This is a genomic window from Streptomyces sp. AK02-01A (assembly GCF_033795305.1).
In the GTDB taxonomy this organism is placed as follows: domain Bacteria; phylum Actinomycetota; class Actinomycetes; order Streptomycetales; family Streptomycetaceae; genus Streptomyces.
Genome location: NZ_JARBAE010000076.1, coordinates 1 through 15,926, shown reverse-complemented (window position 1 = coordinate 15,926; position 15,926 = coordinate 1). Strand labels below are relative to the sequence as shown.

Here is a 15,926-nt window from a genome sequence, read left to right as displayed (position 1 = left end):
CCCCCGAACCGCGGCCCCCGCCCAGTGGCACGCCACCTGCGTCGCGTCGCCCCCCGTCAGTACGGGCAGCGGAGCCGTGCGGCACTGCTCCGCGACACCCGCACGCTCCGCCTCGCCGGACGCCAGGACCTGGCACCGGGCGTGGAAGCGGCAGCCGTCCGGGATGCGGGACGGGTCCGGAGGCTCGCCCGTGAGGACGACCGGCTCGCCGTGCGACTCCGGCAGGACCGACAGCAGCGCCTGGGTGTACGGATGCTGAGGATTCGTCAGCACCTCCTCGACCGGTCCCGTCTCCACCACGCGGCCCAGATACATCACCGCCACCCGGTCCGCGATGTTCCAGGCGAGGCCCAGATCGTGCGTCACCACCAGTGCGGACAGGCCGAGTTCGTCGCGCAGCGACAGCAGCAGCGCCAGGATCTCGCCGCGTACCGACGCGTCGAGCGACGCCACCGGCTCGTCGGCGACGATCAGTTCCGGCTTCAGGACGAGCGCGCCCGCGATGACGACGCGCTGGCGCTGACCTCCGGACAGCTCATGCGGGTAGCGCAGGAAGAACCGCTCCGGCGGGCGCAGCCCGGCCCGGGACAGCGCCTCGGCGACGGCCTCGCGTTCGTCGCCCGCGTAGCCGTGGATCCGTGGGCCCTCGGCCACCGCGTCGTACACCGTATGGCGCGGATTGAGCGAGCCGCTCGGGTCCTGGAGCACAAGCTGGACCCGCTTGCGATACGCCTTGAGGGAGCGCGAGCCGTATCCCAGTGGCTCCCCGGCGAAGGTGACCGTTCCCGCCGTCGGCGGCACCAGGCCGAGCAGAGTGCGCGCCAGCGTGGTCTTGCCGCAGCCGGACTCGCCGACCAGCGCGACGATCTCTCCGGCGCCGATGTCGAGATCGACGCCGTCGACCGCTCGGGCCGGCGGGGCGCCGCGGCGGCCCGGGAATGTGACGCTCAGCCCGGTGGCCGAGAGCAGCGGGGCCGGGGTTGGACGAGTGGTGGTCATGGGTGGCTCCTGGGAGGCGGCCGGAGTACGGGGCGGGACGGCGTCGGCTGTCATGACCGCTCGGCCGCCGGCTGCGCCGGGACCGTGGCGCCCACCCGTACACAGGCGGCACGCCGGCCGGGCCCCGCGTCCCGCAGCGGCTGGTCCTCGTGCGAGCAGACGTCGAGCGCGACCGGGCAGCGCGGATGGAACGTACAGCCGGGTGGCAGCGCCGACGGGTCCGGCGGATCGCCGGGCAGCCCGCGCGGGGCGCGACGCGACGCGGCGTCCCCGATACGCGGGAAGGCGGCGGAGAGCGCGCGGCCGTAGGGATGTTCCGCCGCCTCGTACACCTCGCGCGCCGGGCCCTCCTCGACGATCCGGCCCGCGTACATCACCGCGAGCCGGTCGCAGGTGTCCGAGAGCACCGCGAGATCGTGGCTGATCATCAGCAGACTGATGTTCTGCTCTGCCACCAACTGCTCGATCAGCCGCAGGATCTGCGCCTGGATCATCACATCCAGCGCGGTGGTCGGCTCGTCGGCGACGATCAGCCTGGGATCGCAGGCGAGCGCCATCGCGATCATCACGCGCTGGCGCTGTCCGCCGGAGAGCTCATGCGGATAGGCGTCCGCGCGACCGGCCGGCAGCCCGACCTGTTCCAGCAGTTCGACGGCGCGCCCGCGGGCGGCCGCCGGTGTGGTTCGACGGTGCAGCAGGACCGGCTCGGCGATCTGGTCGCCGATCCGGTGCACCGCGTTGAGCGAGTGCATCGCGCCCTGGAAGACGATCGACGCTCCGGCCCACCGTACGGCCCTCAGCCGGCCCCATTTCATGGTGAGGACGTCCTCACCGTCGAGCAGGATCTCGCCGGACAGCGTGGCCGCGGGCGGCAGCAGCCGCAGCAGTGCCAGCGCCAGCGTGGACTTGCCGCAGCCCGATTCGCCGGCGATACCGAGCTTCCGGCCGGATTCGACGGCCAGGCTGACTCCGCGCACGGCGGGGACGGCCGACGCGCCGGAACCGTAGGTCACATGGAGGTCTTTGATCTCCAGCAGGCTGGACGGTGTGTTCAACGAGGAACTCCCAGCTTCGGGTTGAGCACGGCCTCGATCGCACGGCCACAGAGCGTGAAGGCGAGCGCGACAAGCGCAATCGCGATACCGGGCGGCGCCAGATACCACCAGTGTCCGGAGGAGACCGCGCCGGCCTCACGCGCGTCCTGGAGCATCCCGCCCCAGGAGATGATGGTCGGGTCGCCGAGGCCGAGGAAGGCGAGAGTCGCCTCCGTCAGAATCGCGTTGGAGATGCCGAGTGTCGTCTGCGCGAGCACCAGCGGCATCACATTGGGCAGCACATGGCGGGTCATGATGTGGCCGTGCCCGCCGCCGAGGGCCTGGGCGCGCTCGATGTACGGCCGGGACTCGACGGCGATCGTCTGTGCCCGGACCAGCCGTGCCGTCGTCGGCCAGCTCGTGACACCGATCGCGAGGATCACCGTCCAGATGGAGCGGGACATGACCGTCGCCAGCACGATGGCGAGCACGAGCGTCGGCATCACCAGGAACCAGTCGGTGATCCGCATGATCACCGTGGCGAACCAGCCTCCGTAGTGGCCGGCGATGACGCCGACCAGGGTGCCGATGGCCACTGACAGTGCGGCGGCCAGCAGGCCCACGGTCAGCGAGATCCGGGAGCCCCAGAGCAGCAGGCCGAGCAGCGACCGGCCGAACTGGTCGGTGCCGAGCGGGAATTCGCCGCTGGGGGAGTCCAGGGCCGTGCCCGGCGCGTTGGTCACGCTCTGCGCGTCGCTGCCGACGAGCAGCGGCGCGCAGAGGGCGATCAGTCCGATCAGGGCCAGCCCGACGAGGCCGAGGAGGCCGGAGCGATGGGTGCGGTACTGCTTCCAGAAGCGGGTCACCGAGCCGCGCCGGCGGGCCCAGGCGAGCGACGAGGCGGACCCGGCCGGCGGGTTCTTCGCGAGTGTCATCGGCCCACCCGGGGATCGAGCAGCGGATAGAGCAGGTCGGCGAGGAGGTTCATCAGGATCATCGCACCGGCGAAGACGACGAACAGCCCCTGGACGAGCGGCAGATCGGGCACGCTCAGCGCCTGGTAGAACAGCCCGCCGAGACCCGGCCAGGAGAAGACCGTCTCGACGAGGATCGAACCGGCCGCCACATGGCCCAGATTGATGAAGACCATGGTGACCGTGGGCAGCAGCGCGTTGGGCACGGCATGGCGGCGGCGTACGAGATCGTCCCGCAGCCCCTTGGCCCGCGCCGTCGTCAGATAGTCGCTGCCCATCTCGTCCAGCAGCGAGGACCGCATGACGAGGAGCGTCTGCGCGTATCCGACCGCGACCAGCGTCACCACCGGCAGCACCATGTGGTGCGCCACGTCGAGGACGTATCCGAAGCCGGCCGAGTCGCCCGACTCCATGCCGCCGGTGGGAAACATGCCGGGGACCGGGCCGATGCCCACCGAGAAGACGATGATCAGCAGCAGACCGAGCCAGAAGGCCGGAACGGACCACAGCGTCAGCGCCACTCCGGTGTTGAGCCGGTCGCCGAGGCCGCCGTTGTGCCAGGCGGAGCGGGTGCCGAGCCAGAGACCGAGCGCCGAGTAGATCACCACGGCGACGCCCGTGAGCAGCAGTGTCGCGGGCAGCTTCTCGGCGATCAGCTCACCGACGGGCGCGTGGAACTGGTACGAGGTGCCGAGATCGCCGGTCAGCGCGTTGGCGCAGTAGTCGGTGAACTGCTGCCACAGCGGCAGATCCAGGCCGAACTGCTTGCGCAGCGTGGCCAGTTGCTCTGCCGAGGTCGGCATGCCGTGGGTCATGGCCTTGACCGGGTCACCAGGGATGATCCGGAAGAGGAAGAAGCTGGTGACGAGGACGGCGAGCAGGGACACGACCGCGCCGCCGAGCTTGCCCGCCACATAGAGCGGATACGCGGTCCTGGTACCGGACGAGGTGCTGGTCGGGGAGCCGGACGGCCCGGTACGCACCGGGCCGTCGGCGGCGTCCCGCGTCACACCGGGGGTGCTTGCGGTGCTCATGGTTTATTCACGGTCTTCCGCGGTGGAACGGCGACGCATCACGAGGAGGAGTCCGCCGGCGGCGGCGAGCACCACGACGGCCCCGATTCCGATGATCACGCCGGTCGAGGAGGAGCTGTCGGTCCCGCCTTCGTCGGCGGCCGGCACCGCGGACCACCAGCTCCAGTAGCCGTCCTGGCCCCAGAGGTTGCCGGCGGCCTCCGGCATCGTCGTGATGGACTTGATCTGGTCGGTACGGTACGCCTCGACCGCGTTCGGGTACGCCATGACATTCATGTACCCGGTGTCGTACAGCCGCGATTCCATCTGCTTGACCAGCTCCGCGCGCTTGGCGGTGTCGTACTCCACCGACTGCTTCGCGTAGAGGTCGTCGTACTGCTTGTCGCAGATGAAGTTGTCCGTCGCGCCGGCGTCCTTCGGTGTGGCGGGAAGCGAACCGCACGTGTGGATGGAGAGGACGTAGTCGGGATCGGGATTGACGGACCAGCCGTCGAAGGCGAGGTCGTAGTCGCCGGCGAGCCAGGGGTCGGAGACATTGTCGAGGCAGTCGACCTTCAGCCCGATGCCGAGCTCTCCCCACCACTCCTGGAGGTACTTGCCGATGGCCTTGTCGTTCGGATCCGTGGCGTGGCAGAGGATACGGAAGTCGAGCGGCTTGCCGTCCTTTCCGACGCGCTTGCCGCTGCCGTTCTTCCGGTATCCGGCCTGGTCGAGGGTCCGGGCCGCGGCGGCGGGATCGTACGCGATCTTCTGGCTGTCCGAGGGCTGCCAGAAGTAGCTGCCGAAGCGGGGCGGGATATAGCCCTGGCCTTCAACGGCGTGGCCCTGGAAGACCTTGTCGATGACGGTCTTACGGTCGACGGCCTGGAAGAGTGCCTTGCGGACCGCCGGGTCGAGCAGCGCCTGATGGCCGTTGCCGAACTTCTTGCCGTCCTTCGACCGGGCGCCGGGATTGGTGGCGAGAGCGTAGAAGCGGCGGCCCGGCGCGTCGTTGACCTTTATGCCGTCGGCGCTCTTCAGCGCCGCCGCCTGGGCCGGCGTGAGGTTGGGCACGAAGGACACCTCACCCTTCCGCAGCGCGGCCACGGCGGCGTCCCCGTCCTTGTAGTACTTGAAGACCAGTTCGTCGAACTTGGGCGCGCCGCGCCAGAAGTTCTTGTTCGGCTTGAGCTTGAGGTACTGGTCGACCTTGAAGTCGGTGATGACGAACGGGCCGTTGCCGACGATCGGGAACTGCTTGTCGTTGTTGAACTTGGAGAAGTCGTCCACCTTCTCCCAGATGTGCTTGGGCACGATCGGCACATCGAGAGCCACCATTGTCGCCTGCGGCTTCTTCAACTCGACGACCAGCGTCTTCGGGTCGGGAGCCGTGACCTTCTTGAAGTTCGACGTGAAACTGCCGTTGGCGGTGGCCGCGTTCTCGTCCGTCATCATCTTGTTGAAGGTCCAGGCCGCGTCCTCTGCGGTGGCCTTCCGGCCGTCGGACCAGGTGGAGTCGTCCCGGATGGTGAAGGTCCAGGTCAGCTTGGACGGGGACGGCTTCCACGCGGTGGCGAAGCCCGGGATCGTATGGGCGTCCTTGGGGTCGTAGTTGGTGAGGTACTCGTACGACAGCCGCAGGATGCTGGTACTGACCAATGACTGTGCCAGGAACGGGCTGAGGGAGTCGACGCTCTGGCTGACCGCGACGGTGAGGACCTTCTTGCCGTCGTCGGCCGCCTGGGCCTGCTGAGGCGCCGGGAGCAGCGGGCTGAACGGGATCACCGTCCCCGTGACCAGCGCGGCGGTGGCGGCGCCGGAGGCCAGGAGCAGCCGGAGTCGGGGGAGTCGCCGGACGGACCGGCGCGGTGTGCGTGGTGGAACTCTTTCGACCATGGGACGGTGACCTCGTGTCATCAGTGGGACGGAGAAGCCGGGCTGATTCTGGCCAACTGGTGAAGCGAAGGTTTATCAGCGGTGGTCCGGCCCCGTCAACGGCCCCTCAAACCCCGTGTGGGCTGCGGGAATGCGCTGAGGGCCCGCCCCGTGAACACGGTGCGGACCCTCATTGGTCTAAACCTCTGTTGCCTTACTGCTGAGGCGCTGGCGGAGGCCCTTGCGGCGGCCAACCGCCGGGCGGGACCGGACCTCTCAGATCTGGCTGGTCCTGCTGCGGATGGGCCGGCGGCTGTCCATAAGGTCCGCGCTGATCAGGCTGTCCTGGCTGGGCCGGATACGCGGGCTGACCGGGCGGAAGCGCGGCCGGGCCCGCAGGTGGCTGCGGCTGGGACGGCTGCTGCTGCCAGCCCTGCTGACCGCCGGCGCCCGGCTGCTGCTGCGGCGGATAGGGATACTGCCCAGGCGCCTGCTGCGGGTACTGCGGATACGGGTACTGCTGGGGCGGGTACGGCTGTCCCTGCGCCGGATAGCCCTGCGCCTGCTGGCCCTGGTGACCGGGCATCGGCGGCATGAGATGCGGCGGCGGATTGCCGTCCGCGGTCCACAGCCCCTGCGCCTGCTGGGCCCGCGAGAAGTCCTCGGCGACCAGCGCGGAGAGATGGAAGTACGCCTCACGCGTCTTGGGACGCATCATGTCGAGGTCGACCTCGGCGCCGGCCGCGAGATGTTCGTCGAACGGCACCACGACCACACCGCGGCAGCGCGTCTCGAAGTGCTGCACGATGTCATCAACCTTGATCATCTTTCCGGTCTCGCGGACTCCGGAGATGACCGTGAGAGACCGCTGCACCAGATCGGCGTATCCGTGCGCGGACAGCCAGTCCAGCGTCGTCGACGCACTGCTCGCGCCGTCCACGGACGGTGTCGAGATGATGATCAACTGGTCGGCGAGGTCCAGCACTCCGCGCATCGCGCTGTAGAGCAGACCGGTGCCCGAGTCCGTGAGGATGATCGGGTACTGCTTGCCCAGGACGTCGATCGCACGCCGGTAGTCCTCGTCGTTGAACGACGTGGAGACCGCCGGATCCACATCATTGGCGATGATCTCCAGCCCGGACGGTGCCTGCGAGGTGAACCGGCGGATGTCCATATAGCTGTTGAGATACGGGATCGCCTGGACCAGGTCCCGGATGGTCGCCCCGGTCTCGCGCCGCACGCGGCGTCCGAGCGTGCCCGCGTCCGGGTTGGCGTCGATCGCCAGGATCTTGTCCTGCCGTTCGGTGGCCAGCGTGGAGCCCAGCGCGGTGGTCGTCGTGGTCTTGCCGACACCGCCCTTGAGACTGATGACCGCGATCCGGTAGCAGGAGAGCACCGGTGTACGGATCAGATCGAGCTTGCGCTGACGCTCGGCCTCGGCGGCCTTTCCGCCGATCTTGAAGCGTGAGTTGCCGGACGGATTGCGGCTGCTCCTCGGCTTCTGCTTGTTGTTGCGCAGCAGACGGTCGGAGGACAGCTCGACAGCCGCCGTGTAGCCGAGCGGCGCGCCCGGTACGGAGCGCTCGCGGTGGTCGTGCGCGACGGGCGAGGGCCAGGCGGCGCCGGTGCGCGGATCCACGGGCGGCGCCACGGCCTCGGGTTGCGGCTGCGCCTGCCGCGGCCGTGGTTGCGGCTGCTGGGCAGGGAGGTGGGGCGCGGCGGGCATGGGCGGATGCGGCACCTGCGGAGGCAGCGCCGCGGGCACGCCGGCGGCCGGCCGGCCGTACTGACCCTGCTGGCCTTGTTGCGGGAAGCCGTAACCGCTCGGAGGCGGCTGCTGCGCCGGTACACCCGGCGCTCCCGGATGGCCCTGCTGACCCGGCGCGGGGAAGCCGTAACCGCCGTGCGGCGCGGGAGGACCGGGCTGGACGGCCGGGGGCTGCGGCGCGGACGGGTACGGGTGTCCTCCTTGCTGAGGAAAGCCGTAACCGGGCGGCGGCGGAGCGGTGTTCGGCCCCGGGACGGCTGGCGGAAGCGGCGCGCCGGGACCGGGCTGCTCCGGGAACACCGGCTGTTCCGGCGGGACCGGCCGGCCGGCCTGCGGCGGGAAGCCGTAGCCGCTCTCCGGCGGCTGCGCCGGCCGGCCGGCCGGCAGCGGCGGAGGGCTTCCCGGCTGTGGCTGTGGCTGCTGCCGGGCGGGATCCTCGGCGGCCCGCGCCGGTACGGGCCACTGCGGCGCGGCCGGCTGGAAAGCGGGCGGCAGCGGCGGCAGCGCGGAGTCCTGCGGCGCGGGCGCTCCGGGAGACCAGGGCGCGGCGTCCGTGATCGCGTCCACGGACGCGGCGTCGGCCGGATCGTCGGGACCGGCCTCGGTGCTCTCCCGTCCGTCGTCCTCCGGGGCCGGGACGGCGTCCGGGAAGGTTTCGGGCGCCTCGTGGCCGGTGTCGGCGTCCACGGCGGCATCGGCTTCGGCCCGCTCCGGAGCAGCGGCTTCCGGTACGTCCGGCGCGCCGGCCTCGTGCGTACGGTCGCCGGACTCGGCGCCGTCGGCGTCCTCGGCGGACCGGAGCGGGCCGGAAGCGCTCTCGCTGCCCGCTGCCTCGGGGCCGGCGGGCCGCACGGCCTCCGGGTCCTTCGCCGCCTCGTGCTCCGCGATCTCCCGCCTGAGCGCCACCGGAGAGAAGCGCATGGTCGCACCGCTCTCCAGATCGCCGCCGCCGAACGGCTCGCCGGACCCGGCGCCGGCGGCTCCGGCAACCGGCGGAGCCTCGTCCGGAGTCGGCGCGGACGCGGGATCGGTGTCCGAAGCGGGACGAGGCGCGGGCGGAGCCGCCTCCGTCTGTGGTGACGGCTGCCCCGGCGCCCAGTTGGGCTCGAAACCGCTGCCCGCGGGCAGCCCCGGTACGGCGACGGGCGCGCCGTCGGGCGGCGGCGGAGAGTTCGTGAAGGGAGGTGCGGCCGACGCACCGCCACTGGACGCGTCCCCCGGCGCGTTCTGCGTGTACCAGGCGGGCGGGGTGTAGTCGATGGTGAACTCACCCGTCAGCTCGGGTTCCGCGTCGGACTGATCGTCCACGGGCGGCCGGCTCCAGCCCCCGCGGATCTCGTCCCGATCGCCGTTCACTTTGCCTCCTGGTGTGGTCGAGCACCCTTGTGCCGTGGTGGGTGGGGGCGACCGAAGCTCTGCGCCCGGTCCGCCCGGCTCTCCCCTTACGACGCGGCCGGTCTGCCGGCAGGTTCTGCTTTCGCGCCCGCACCCACCCTAATCGCCAACGGCGCCTGTACGGCAGGGCGGACGGCTCGTCAATGGCCCGTCCCTACCGCCCTGTCCCGCTCCTCAGTGAACCGGCCTGGGCGGGGTGCGCGCGGGCCGAGTGGTCAAATCGGCATATCTCCATACGAGATCCTGGCACAATCCACACAGGCCGGGCGCGGCAGGCGGAATTCCCGCTCTCAGTCCATCCGGCGCGCGCTGCCCAGCAATCCGGTCTCGGCGTCCGTCGCCTGTGTCATCACGAACTGCCGGTCCCGGGCCGTGCACCACAAGGTGACCCCGTCGGCCAGCGTGGACAGCGCCTCGGTCTCGGGCCCCGGCAGACTCATGATCCGGCCGATCTGCGTGGCCTCGTCCGGCGACACCCGCTGGATGCCGACAAGCCCCGACTTCTCCATCAACCGAGGGGCCACCGGGCTGAGATACGGCAGCAGCGTCATCACCGACTGCCAGGGCGCCGAGACCACACGGCCGCGCGGCGGCCTCATCCCGCAGTCCCGCACCACGACGACGGGACTGCCGGCCGAGGCGCCCTGCGGCGGCACCCGGCCCACATCGTGCAGAGTGACGCACGGCTGTCCGCCGCCCGCCGCCTGCGCGAGCGCGGTCCAGGCCGGCGCCCGGCCCGTCTCGACCGCGATCCGCGCGCCCGTCGCGGCCGCGCGCAGCACCAGCACCTGCGCCGTCCACAGGCCGCCGATCAGCGTGATGTCGTACGGCGTCGGACGGTTGACGCCGAGCACGGCGGGTCTGTTGCCGGCATCGACACCGATCACCACGCCGTCGTCACCGACCGGCAGCGCGAGCGCCTCCAGTTGGTCCACCGACAGCGAGTGGCGTTCACGGCGCGGTCCGAGCAGCCCGAAGCCGATCCGCGGCCTGGCGCCGCTCCGGCCCGGCGCGGGCCGTGGCCCGGACGCGGGCACCGAGGCGGAGGAAGTCGGTACGGACATCAGCGAGTACCCCCGAGTGGCAGCGTGGCGAGCATCCCGGGCAACTGCTCACGGTCCAGTCGCACCAGCGCGGTCTTCACGCCGCGCGCCGCGCGCTCCAGTTCATGGCGGGAGACCACGAGCTCCTCGTCGCTGCGGCCGGTGATCCGTACATGGCCGCTGACCGTCACGCCGCCGCGTTCACCGCGCCCCAGCGTGAGACTGAACGTCGAGGCGAGCGCCGGGATCGAGGTCAGCAGCGCGACCAGTTGCGGCATGGCGGCACCGCCGCCGCCCAACTGCGGCCACCGGCCGACCCAGTACGTCGTGTGCCTGCGGTCGTCGCAGCGCCAGGTGCGCGAGGTCTCCTTGGTGCGCCGGCCCGGCGTCTCCGTCCGACCGGCCTGGGCGATGGCCAGCGGATTGGCGCAGGACGAGGTCGCGACGGCGGCTATCAGCTCCTGCTCGGTCAGTACGGTCGTACGGAATCCGGCGCCCGTGAGCCTGCTCGCGAGCTGGTCCGCCGCGCGCACCACACACTTCTGAGCGCCTGTCAGACCGCCGCCGCGCGCGGCCACCGCCTCGCGGCACAGCTCAGGATCGAGCTTGAGCGCGACCCAGGTGATCCGGAGGGCGGGCGCACCGGTCTGTGCCTGGAGCGGCGCGTAGTTGCGCGCGGCCACCGACTGCTCCGGCAGATGCGGAGCCGGCGCGGGCTGGGTGTGCTGCACGATCTGCGCCGACTCCAGCCGGATGCCGTCGACATCGAGCACGTCCCGTACGAGCGAGACCGGCAGCGGCCGGGCGGAGCGGTCGGGCCGCAGCGCGGTGGCGTCCGACTCGACCTGCACCACCGCCGTCAGGAACGTACCGTCACCGATCATGCCGACCGGGCGCCGGTCACGGTCGCTGTACGAGTAGGTGCGCAGCGCCGGATCGCACTCGACGGCGGGCGCGAGACCTGGCTCCGTGCCGGCCGGAAGCACCAGCGAGGCGGCTCTGCGTCTGCGCGCGCGCAGCGCGAGGACGGTCGAGAGCCACTCGGGCAGCGAGCGCCGGTGCCTGCGCACCACGGCCAGCGGCACCAGCAGCGCGGCGACCGCGCCGGCCGGCAGCAGCATCAGCGGATCGATCACCCAGGCCACCAGCAGCAGGGCCGCGGCGATCTCGATCAGTACGAGTTGTTGCATTCGGAACGGTCCGAAGTGTCCCGGGCGCGCCCTCAGCCCGGGGGCCGCCGGATTCCGGGAGGCAGCGGAGGACGGCGCGGCCGCGGCGGGCCGCGTCCGCATCGCGGAAGCCATGATGGAGAAACCCCCCAATTCGTGCCGATCACCTTGGCCGGCACGGGTGTTGGCAGCGCGATCACCCTACCCGCCACACAAACGCACCCGGCCTGAGGGCATAGTAGGGGGCCGGTCCGACAGTCAGGCAGGGCCCGGGGGCCACACTGACTTGCCCTGCCCCTGGGAGGAGACCGCGCCTTTTTCACCGATGGGGACTCATGGCATCACGGCGGGATGAGCTCAACGCGTACACCTTCGCGAAGAAGCGCACGGTGGCCGCATTTCTCCAACCTTCGCCCACGGGTACGGAGGAGGGAGCGCCCAGGCCACTGCGCGCCGTCGTCCCGGGTCTGATCGTCGGCGCGCTCGTCCTGGCCGGATTCGGTGCCTGGGGCATGTTCAAGCCCAACGCGCCCAAGGACTGGGCCGCGCCGGGCACCAAGGTGATCGTCGGCAAGGAGTCCACCACCCGCTATGTCGTGCTGACCACCGGCAAGGGCAAGGACAAGGAGACTCTTCTCCATCCCGTGCTGAACCTCGCCTCCGCCCGGCTGCTGCTGACGCCGCAGCAGTTCGCGGTCATCCAGGTCAGCGACAGCATCCTGGATTCCGGCAAGCCTCCGCGCGGACCGATCCTCGGCATTCCGTACGCTCCGGACCGGCTGCCCACCGACCAGGAGGCCGCCAAGGCGAAGCGCTGGGCCGTCTGCGAGCAGCCCGGCGGCGGCAAGGGCAGCAGCGTCCAGAAGGCCGCCTTCGTCCTCGCCGACCGCGACTTCTCCAGGACCGAGGGAAAGCAGCGGCTGACCGGCGGCCAGGTCCTGTACGTCAAGGGCCAGAACGGCACGCGCCATCTCGTCGACGCGGGCGGCACCAAGTACGAGCTGAGCGGCGCGCCGGGCGACAACCTCACGCGGGCGCTGATCGGACTCAACCGGGAACCGCAGGCCGTCACCGACGACTGGCTGGCCACTCTGCACACGGGCAGTCCCGTCGACTTCCCGGAGATCCCCGGCGAAGTGGGCGACCGCGCGAACGCCGGCGGCGGCCTCACCGAGGGCCAGGACCGCGTCGGCATGGTCCTGCTCGCCCAGACGGGCTCCGGGCCGCAGCATTACGTCGTCCTGCCCGGCAAGGTCCAGCCGGTCTCGGACTTCACCGCCTGGCTGCTCATCAACTCTCCACAGACCGACAAGCTGAACATGGCCGGCCGGGCGGCCACCGTGGACGCGGCGTCGTTCGCACCGGAGTCCGGCTTCTTCGGCGCGGAATTCCACTGGCCGGCGAGAAAGGCCGCCCAGGTCAACACCGCCGGCGGCGCCGCCGCCCGCGACACCGTGTGCAGCGTGCTGCGCACGGTCGACGACAAGGGCGCTACGACGCTGTCCACCTGGGCCGGCCCGGCCTACCCGGCGGAGATCACCGCCGGTGGCACCAGCACCTATGTCACGCCGGGCAGCGGTCTTCTCTACACGCAGGTGCGGGGCGAGCAGACCCGCCCCGACGGATCGCTCTTCCTGGTGACGGACACCGGACTGCGGTACGCGGTCCAGTCGAACGGCGACAGCGACGCGGCCCGCTCGGACATCGGCACCGGCGATCAGCAGAAGCAGCAGGACGGCCGCCCCGAGCCCAGCCAGGCGCAGATCCGGCTCGGCTACGAGAAGGTCACTCCCGCTCTGGTCCCGATCGCGTGGTCCGAGTTCCTGTCCAAGGGCCCGCGGCTCGACACCAACAGCGCCCGTCAGCCGCAGGGTTCGTAGGGGAGTGCGATGATGCCGAACCGAGAGACCGCCCGGCGCCCGAAGGCGGCACTGCTGGTGTGCGCCACGGCCCTGGCCGGTCTGAGCGCCCTGCCTCCGGTCGCGTACGCCGCGCGGACGCCTCCGGCGGCCACCGGGATCGACGGCAGCGGCGAATGCGTCTTCCCGATGAAGAAGCAGATCGAGGGCACGCCCTGGGCGCTCCAGCGGGTGCTGCTGGACGAGTTGTGGCAGGACACCAAGGGCAAGGGCGTACGGGTCGCCGTCATCGACACCGGTGTCGACAACGCCAACCCGCAGCTCACGTCGGCGGTCGACGCGTCGGCCGGCGCCGATCTCCTCGCCGGTGGCAAGAGCGACGGAACGGTCGACGAGGTCGGCCATGGCACCAAGGTCGCCGGGATCATCGCCGCGCGCCCGCGTGCGGGCACCGGATTCGTCGGCCTCGCTCCCGAGGCCACGATCATCCCGATCCGCCAGAACGACGAGAAGAGCAGCGGCAAGGACACCACGATGGCCAAGGCGATAGACCACGCCATCGCCGAGCGTGCTCAGGTCATCAACATCTCGCAGGACACCACCAAGCCCCTGACGGCCGACTCCGACCTGGGACGGGCCGTGCGGCGCGCGCTCGACAAGGAGATCGTCGTCGTCGCCTCCGCCGGTAACGACGGTATGGACGGCAAGCTGAAGAACACCTATCCGGCGGCCTTCGACGGGGTGCTCGCCGTCGCCTCCTCCGACCGGAACAACGAACGGGCGGCCTTCTCCCAGTCCGGCGAGTTCGTAGGCGTCGCGGCGCCGGGCGTGGACATCGTCTCGACGGTTCCCGGCAACGGCCAGTGCGTCGACAACGGCACCAGCTTCTCCGCCCCGTACGTCGCCGGGGTCGCCGCGCTGCTGCGCGCCAAGCATCCCGGCTGGAAGGCACACCAGATCGTCGCGCAGATCGAGCAGACCGCGGAGCGCAGCGTCAACGGCCGTGACAGCTTTGTCGGCTGGGGCGTGATCGACCCGGTCCGCGCTCTGACCGAGGACGACCGCGCGCCGGAGTCGCCGCGTCCCGACCCGGGCCCTCCCCGGCCGCCCGCTCCCGAGCCCGCGCGGCTCGCCATGTCCGAGACTCCGCAGGAGCGCACGGAACGTCTCGCCACCTATGTCCTCGGTATCGCCGGTGTGCTCGTCGCGGTGGTCGCGGGCACGGCCACGGTCATCCGCGACAGCCGCCGGAAAGCGGCCCGCCGGGCCTCGGCCGAATCAACTGCCCATAACTGACTTTGCAGTTGGAACTGCCGTACCGAGTGGCTAAAGTGACGACGGGGCCATGTCAGTGGCCCCACACGGGGGCGGCATCGAGATGCTTCCCGTCCAAACGCACCTCTCCGGAGTGCGTCCGCAGGAAGACAGGGAGAAGGGGCAAGATGTCGAAGGATCTGAATGTAACCAGCGAGGAACAGATCTCCCTCGCCAACAAGATCCAGGGTTTCCACGACGAGTTGCAGAGCCGTATCACCTCCCTCAACGGCGTCGTGGACCGTATCCAGGCAGGCTGGCAGGGCGCGGCCAGCAAGGAGTACGACCGGGTCCAGAACGACCTGAACCTCCGCCTGAAGAACATGCGCGTCGAGCTGGTCAAGCTCGAAGAGATCATGCGCATGAGCGCCGACGGCTTCACCCAGCAGGAAGAGGACCGCATCGCGTCCTTCCGGAGGATGGACGACAGCACGCAGGGCCAGAGCGCCATCCTCGGCATGGCCTGAGCCGCTGTCCGTCACCTCCCGCTGAATTCCGTCCTGAGGAGCATCACATGACCACTGCCGTCAATTACGACACCGTGACCCAGGCCGCCGGTGACGTCCGGCTGACCGCCACCCAGCTCAACCAGGGGCTCGAAGACCTGATGGCCAAGGTCAAGGCCGTCGCCGAGAACTGGGAAGGCGAAGCCAAGATCGCCTACCGCGAGAGCCAGGACCGGCTCACCAGGGACATGGCCGGCATGAACCAGGACCTGGCCCGGATCGCGATGCTGCTGGACGAGTCGGTCGTCGGCTACCAGGACACCGACCGGGGCAACGCGGCCCGCTTCCGTATGCAGATGGGCTGAACACGGGCCGGGTGACCGGCGACGTGCGTACAGAAGGGGGTGCCCGCGCCTGCGGGCACCCCCTTCGTCGTCCTCGCGTCCTCGCGGGCTACTTCAGGTCGAACTCGCCGTCCCGCGCGCCCAGTACGAACGCGTCCCACTCCGCCTTCGTGTAGCGCAGCACCGTCTCGGTGTCCATGGACGACCGCATCGCCACGCCGCCGCCCGGCAGATAGGCGATCTCGACCCGCTCCTCGTCCTCGGTGGTCCCCGGCGCGCCGAGCCATTCGACCCCGGAGATGTCGAGGGCGTACAGCTCTTCCTTCTGGCGTTCCTTGTCAGTTGCGTCGGCCATCGGCGCTGTCCCTCCCGGGGGTCTCGCGAACCAGCTACGTGCCTCAGACTACTGGCGCGGCGGCGCGGAGACGGGCCGGTTCAGCGGTAACGGATCATACGGAAGCCGTGTGCCGCCACCTCGTGGAGATCCGTGACCGGATCGGCTCCACCGTCGATCACACCTGTTCCCTGTTCCGGCGACGACCGCGCGGCGCGGGACACGGCTGACGCGTTCGTCCGTTCCTGGGACGTGTCTGGCACATAGCGCCGTCCGCCCGGAGGGCGGGGCCCGCGACGTCTGGTGCGTGCGGTCCCAAGGCGGAGGATCATCCGTGTACTGGACGTACTCGGATGACT

At 70.6% G+C, this 15,926-nt stretch carries 13 protein-coding genes; 4 read left to right on the top strand and 9 right to left on the bottom strand.

Annotated elements, in window-relative coordinates; genetic code table 11:
- The 8 genes from PV679_RS34765 to eccE all read right to left on the bottom strand — a co-directional run.
- Window positions 1-999, bottom strand: a 999-nt coding sequence (locus tag PV679_RS34765; protein WP_319685180.1) for an ABC transporter ATP-binding protein, incomplete at its 3' end; no start/stop codon positions are given.
- Between the two features lie 50 nt (window positions 1,000-1,049).
- A complete protein-coding gene (locus PV679_RS34760) occupies window positions 1,050-2,054 on the bottom strand; it encodes an ABC transporter ATP-binding protein (RefSeq protein ID WP_319685179.1) in 1,005 nt (334 codons plus the stop codon).
- The gene (locus PV679_RS34755) at window positions 2,051-2,968 is read right to left on the bottom strand and encodes an ABC transporter permease (RefSeq protein WP_319685177.1); all 918 of its coding nucleotides are present in this window, start codon (window positions 2,966-2,968) and stop codon (window positions 2,051-2,053) included. The genes PV679_RS34760 and PV679_RS34755 overlap by 4 nt, the downstream gene beginning before the upstream one ends.
- A complete protein-coding gene (locus PV679_RS34750; protein ID WP_319685175.1) occupies window positions 2,965-4,041 on the bottom strand; it encodes an ABC transporter permease in 1,077 nt (358 codons plus the stop codon). Before PV679_RS34750 ends, PV679_RS34755 begins: the two co-directional genes overlap by 4 nt.
- Before the next feature lie 3 nt (window positions 4,042-4,044).
- Window positions 4,045-5,916 (bottom strand): ABC transporter substrate-binding protein, encoded by a 1,872-nt coding sequence (locus PV679_RS34745; protein WP_319685173.1) that lies wholly within the window; start codon window positions 5,914-5,916, stop codon window positions 4,045-4,047.
- Window positions 5,917-6,109: 193 nt separating this feature from the next.
- Window positions 6,110-9,019, bottom strand: coding sequence for an SCO5717 family growth-regulating ATPase (locus tag PV679_RS34740; RefSeq protein ID WP_319685171.1), 2,910 nt, complete (start codon window positions 9,017-9,019; stop codon window positions 6,110-6,112).
- Between the two features lie 329 nt (window positions 9,020-9,348).
- On the bottom strand, window positions 9,349-10,122 hold the full coding sequence (locus PV679_RS34735; RefSeq protein WP_319685170.1) for a hypothetical protein: 774 nt from the start codon (window positions 10,120-10,122) through the stop codon (window positions 9,349-9,351).
- The gene (gene eccE, locus PV679_RS34730) at window positions 10,122-11,405 is read right to left on the bottom strand and encodes a type VII secretion protein EccE (RefSeq protein ID WP_319685168.1); all 1,284 of its coding nucleotides are present in this window, start codon (window positions 11,403-11,405) and stop codon (window positions 10,122-10,124) included. Before eccE ends, PV679_RS34735 begins: the two co-directional genes overlap by 1 nt.
- A 200-nt stretch (window positions 11,406-11,605) precedes the next feature.
- Here eccE and eccB point away from each other — a divergent pair, with 200 nt between their 5' ends.
- From eccB to PV679_RS34710, 4 genes are all read left to right on the top strand, one after another.
- The gene (gene eccB / locus PV679_RS34725; protein WP_319685166.1) at window positions 11,606-13,150 is read left to right on the top strand and encodes a type VII secretion protein EccB; all 1,545 of its coding nucleotides are present in this window, start codon (window positions 11,606-11,608) and stop codon (window positions 13,148-13,150) included.
- Between the two features lie 9 nt (window positions 13,151-13,159).
- Window positions 13,160-14,425, top strand: a complete 1,266-nt coding sequence (gene mycP / locus PV679_RS34720) for a type VII secretion-associated serine protease mycosin (protein ID WP_319685164.1) — start codon at window positions 13,160-13,162, stop codon at window positions 14,423-14,425.
- A 146-nt stretch (window positions 14,426-14,571) separates the two neighbouring features.
- Window positions 14,572-14,910 (top strand): WXG100 family type VII secretion target, encoded by a 339-nt coding sequence (locus PV679_RS34715; protein WP_319685161.1) that lies wholly within the window; start codon window positions 14,572-14,574, stop codon window positions 14,908-14,910.
- Between the two features lie 47 nt (window positions 14,911-14,957).
- Window positions 14,958-15,254 carry a WXG100 family type VII secretion target gene (locus PV679_RS34710; RefSeq protein ID WP_319685159.1) on the top strand — a complete coding sequence of 99 codons (297 nt, stop codon included), beginning with the start codon at window positions 14,958-14,960 and terminating at the stop codon, window positions 15,252-15,254.
- An 88-nt stretch (window positions 15,255-15,342) separates the two neighbouring features.
- On the opposite strand, the gene PV679_RS34705 is transcribed toward PV679_RS34710, so the two are convergent.
- Window positions 15,343-15,588 carry a DUF397 domain-containing protein gene (locus PV679_RS34705; protein WP_319685156.1) on the bottom strand — a complete coding sequence of 82 codons (246 nt, stop codon included), beginning with the start codon at window positions 15,586-15,588 and terminating at the stop codon, window positions 15,343-15,345.
- Window positions 15,589-15,926 lie beyond the last annotated feature (338 nt).

What these genes read in the sequence shown, in the direction of transcription:
- PV679_RS34705 (WP_319685156.1), bottom strand. Translation starts at nt 15,588, where the DNA reads ATGGCCGACGCAACTGACAAGGAACGCCAGAAGGAAGAGCTGTACGCC.
- PV679_RS34750 (WP_319685175.1), bottom strand. Translation starts at nt 4,041, where the DNA reads ATGAGCACCGCAAGCACCCCCGGTGTGACGCGGGACGCCGCCGACGGC.
- PV679_RS34715 (WP_319685161.1), top strand. Translation starts at nt 14,572, where the DNA reads ATGTCGAAGGATCTGAATGTAACCAGCGAGGAACAGATCTCCCTCGCC.
- PV679_RS34710 (WP_319685159.1), top strand. Translation starts at nt 14,958, where the DNA reads ATGACCACTGCCGTCAATTACGACACCGTGACCCAGGCCGCCGGTGAC.
- mycP (WP_319685164.1), top strand. Translation starts at nt 13,160, where the DNA reads ATGATGCCGAACCGAGAGACCGCCCGGCGCCCGAAGGCGGCACTGCTG.
- eccE (WP_319685168.1), bottom strand. Translation starts at nt 11,405, where the DNA reads ATGGCTTCCGCGATGCGGACGCGGCCCGCCGCGGCCGCGCCGTCCTCC.
- PV679_RS34745 (WP_319685173.1), bottom strand. Translation starts at nt 5,916, where the DNA reads ATGGTCGAAAGAGTTCCACCACGCACACCGCGCCGGTCCGTCCGGCGA.
- PV679_RS34735 (WP_319685170.1), bottom strand. Translation starts at nt 10,122, where the DNA reads ATGTCCGTACCGACTTCCTCCGCCTCGGTGCCCGCGTCCGGGCCACGG.
- eccB (WP_319685166.1), top strand. Translation starts at nt 11,606, where the DNA reads ATGGCATCACGGCGGGATGAGCTCAACGCGTACACCTTCGCGAAGAAG.
- PV679_RS34755 (WP_319685177.1), bottom strand. Translation starts at nt 2,968, where the DNA reads ATGACACTCGCGAAGAACCCGCCGGCCGGGTCCGCCTCGTCGCTCGCC.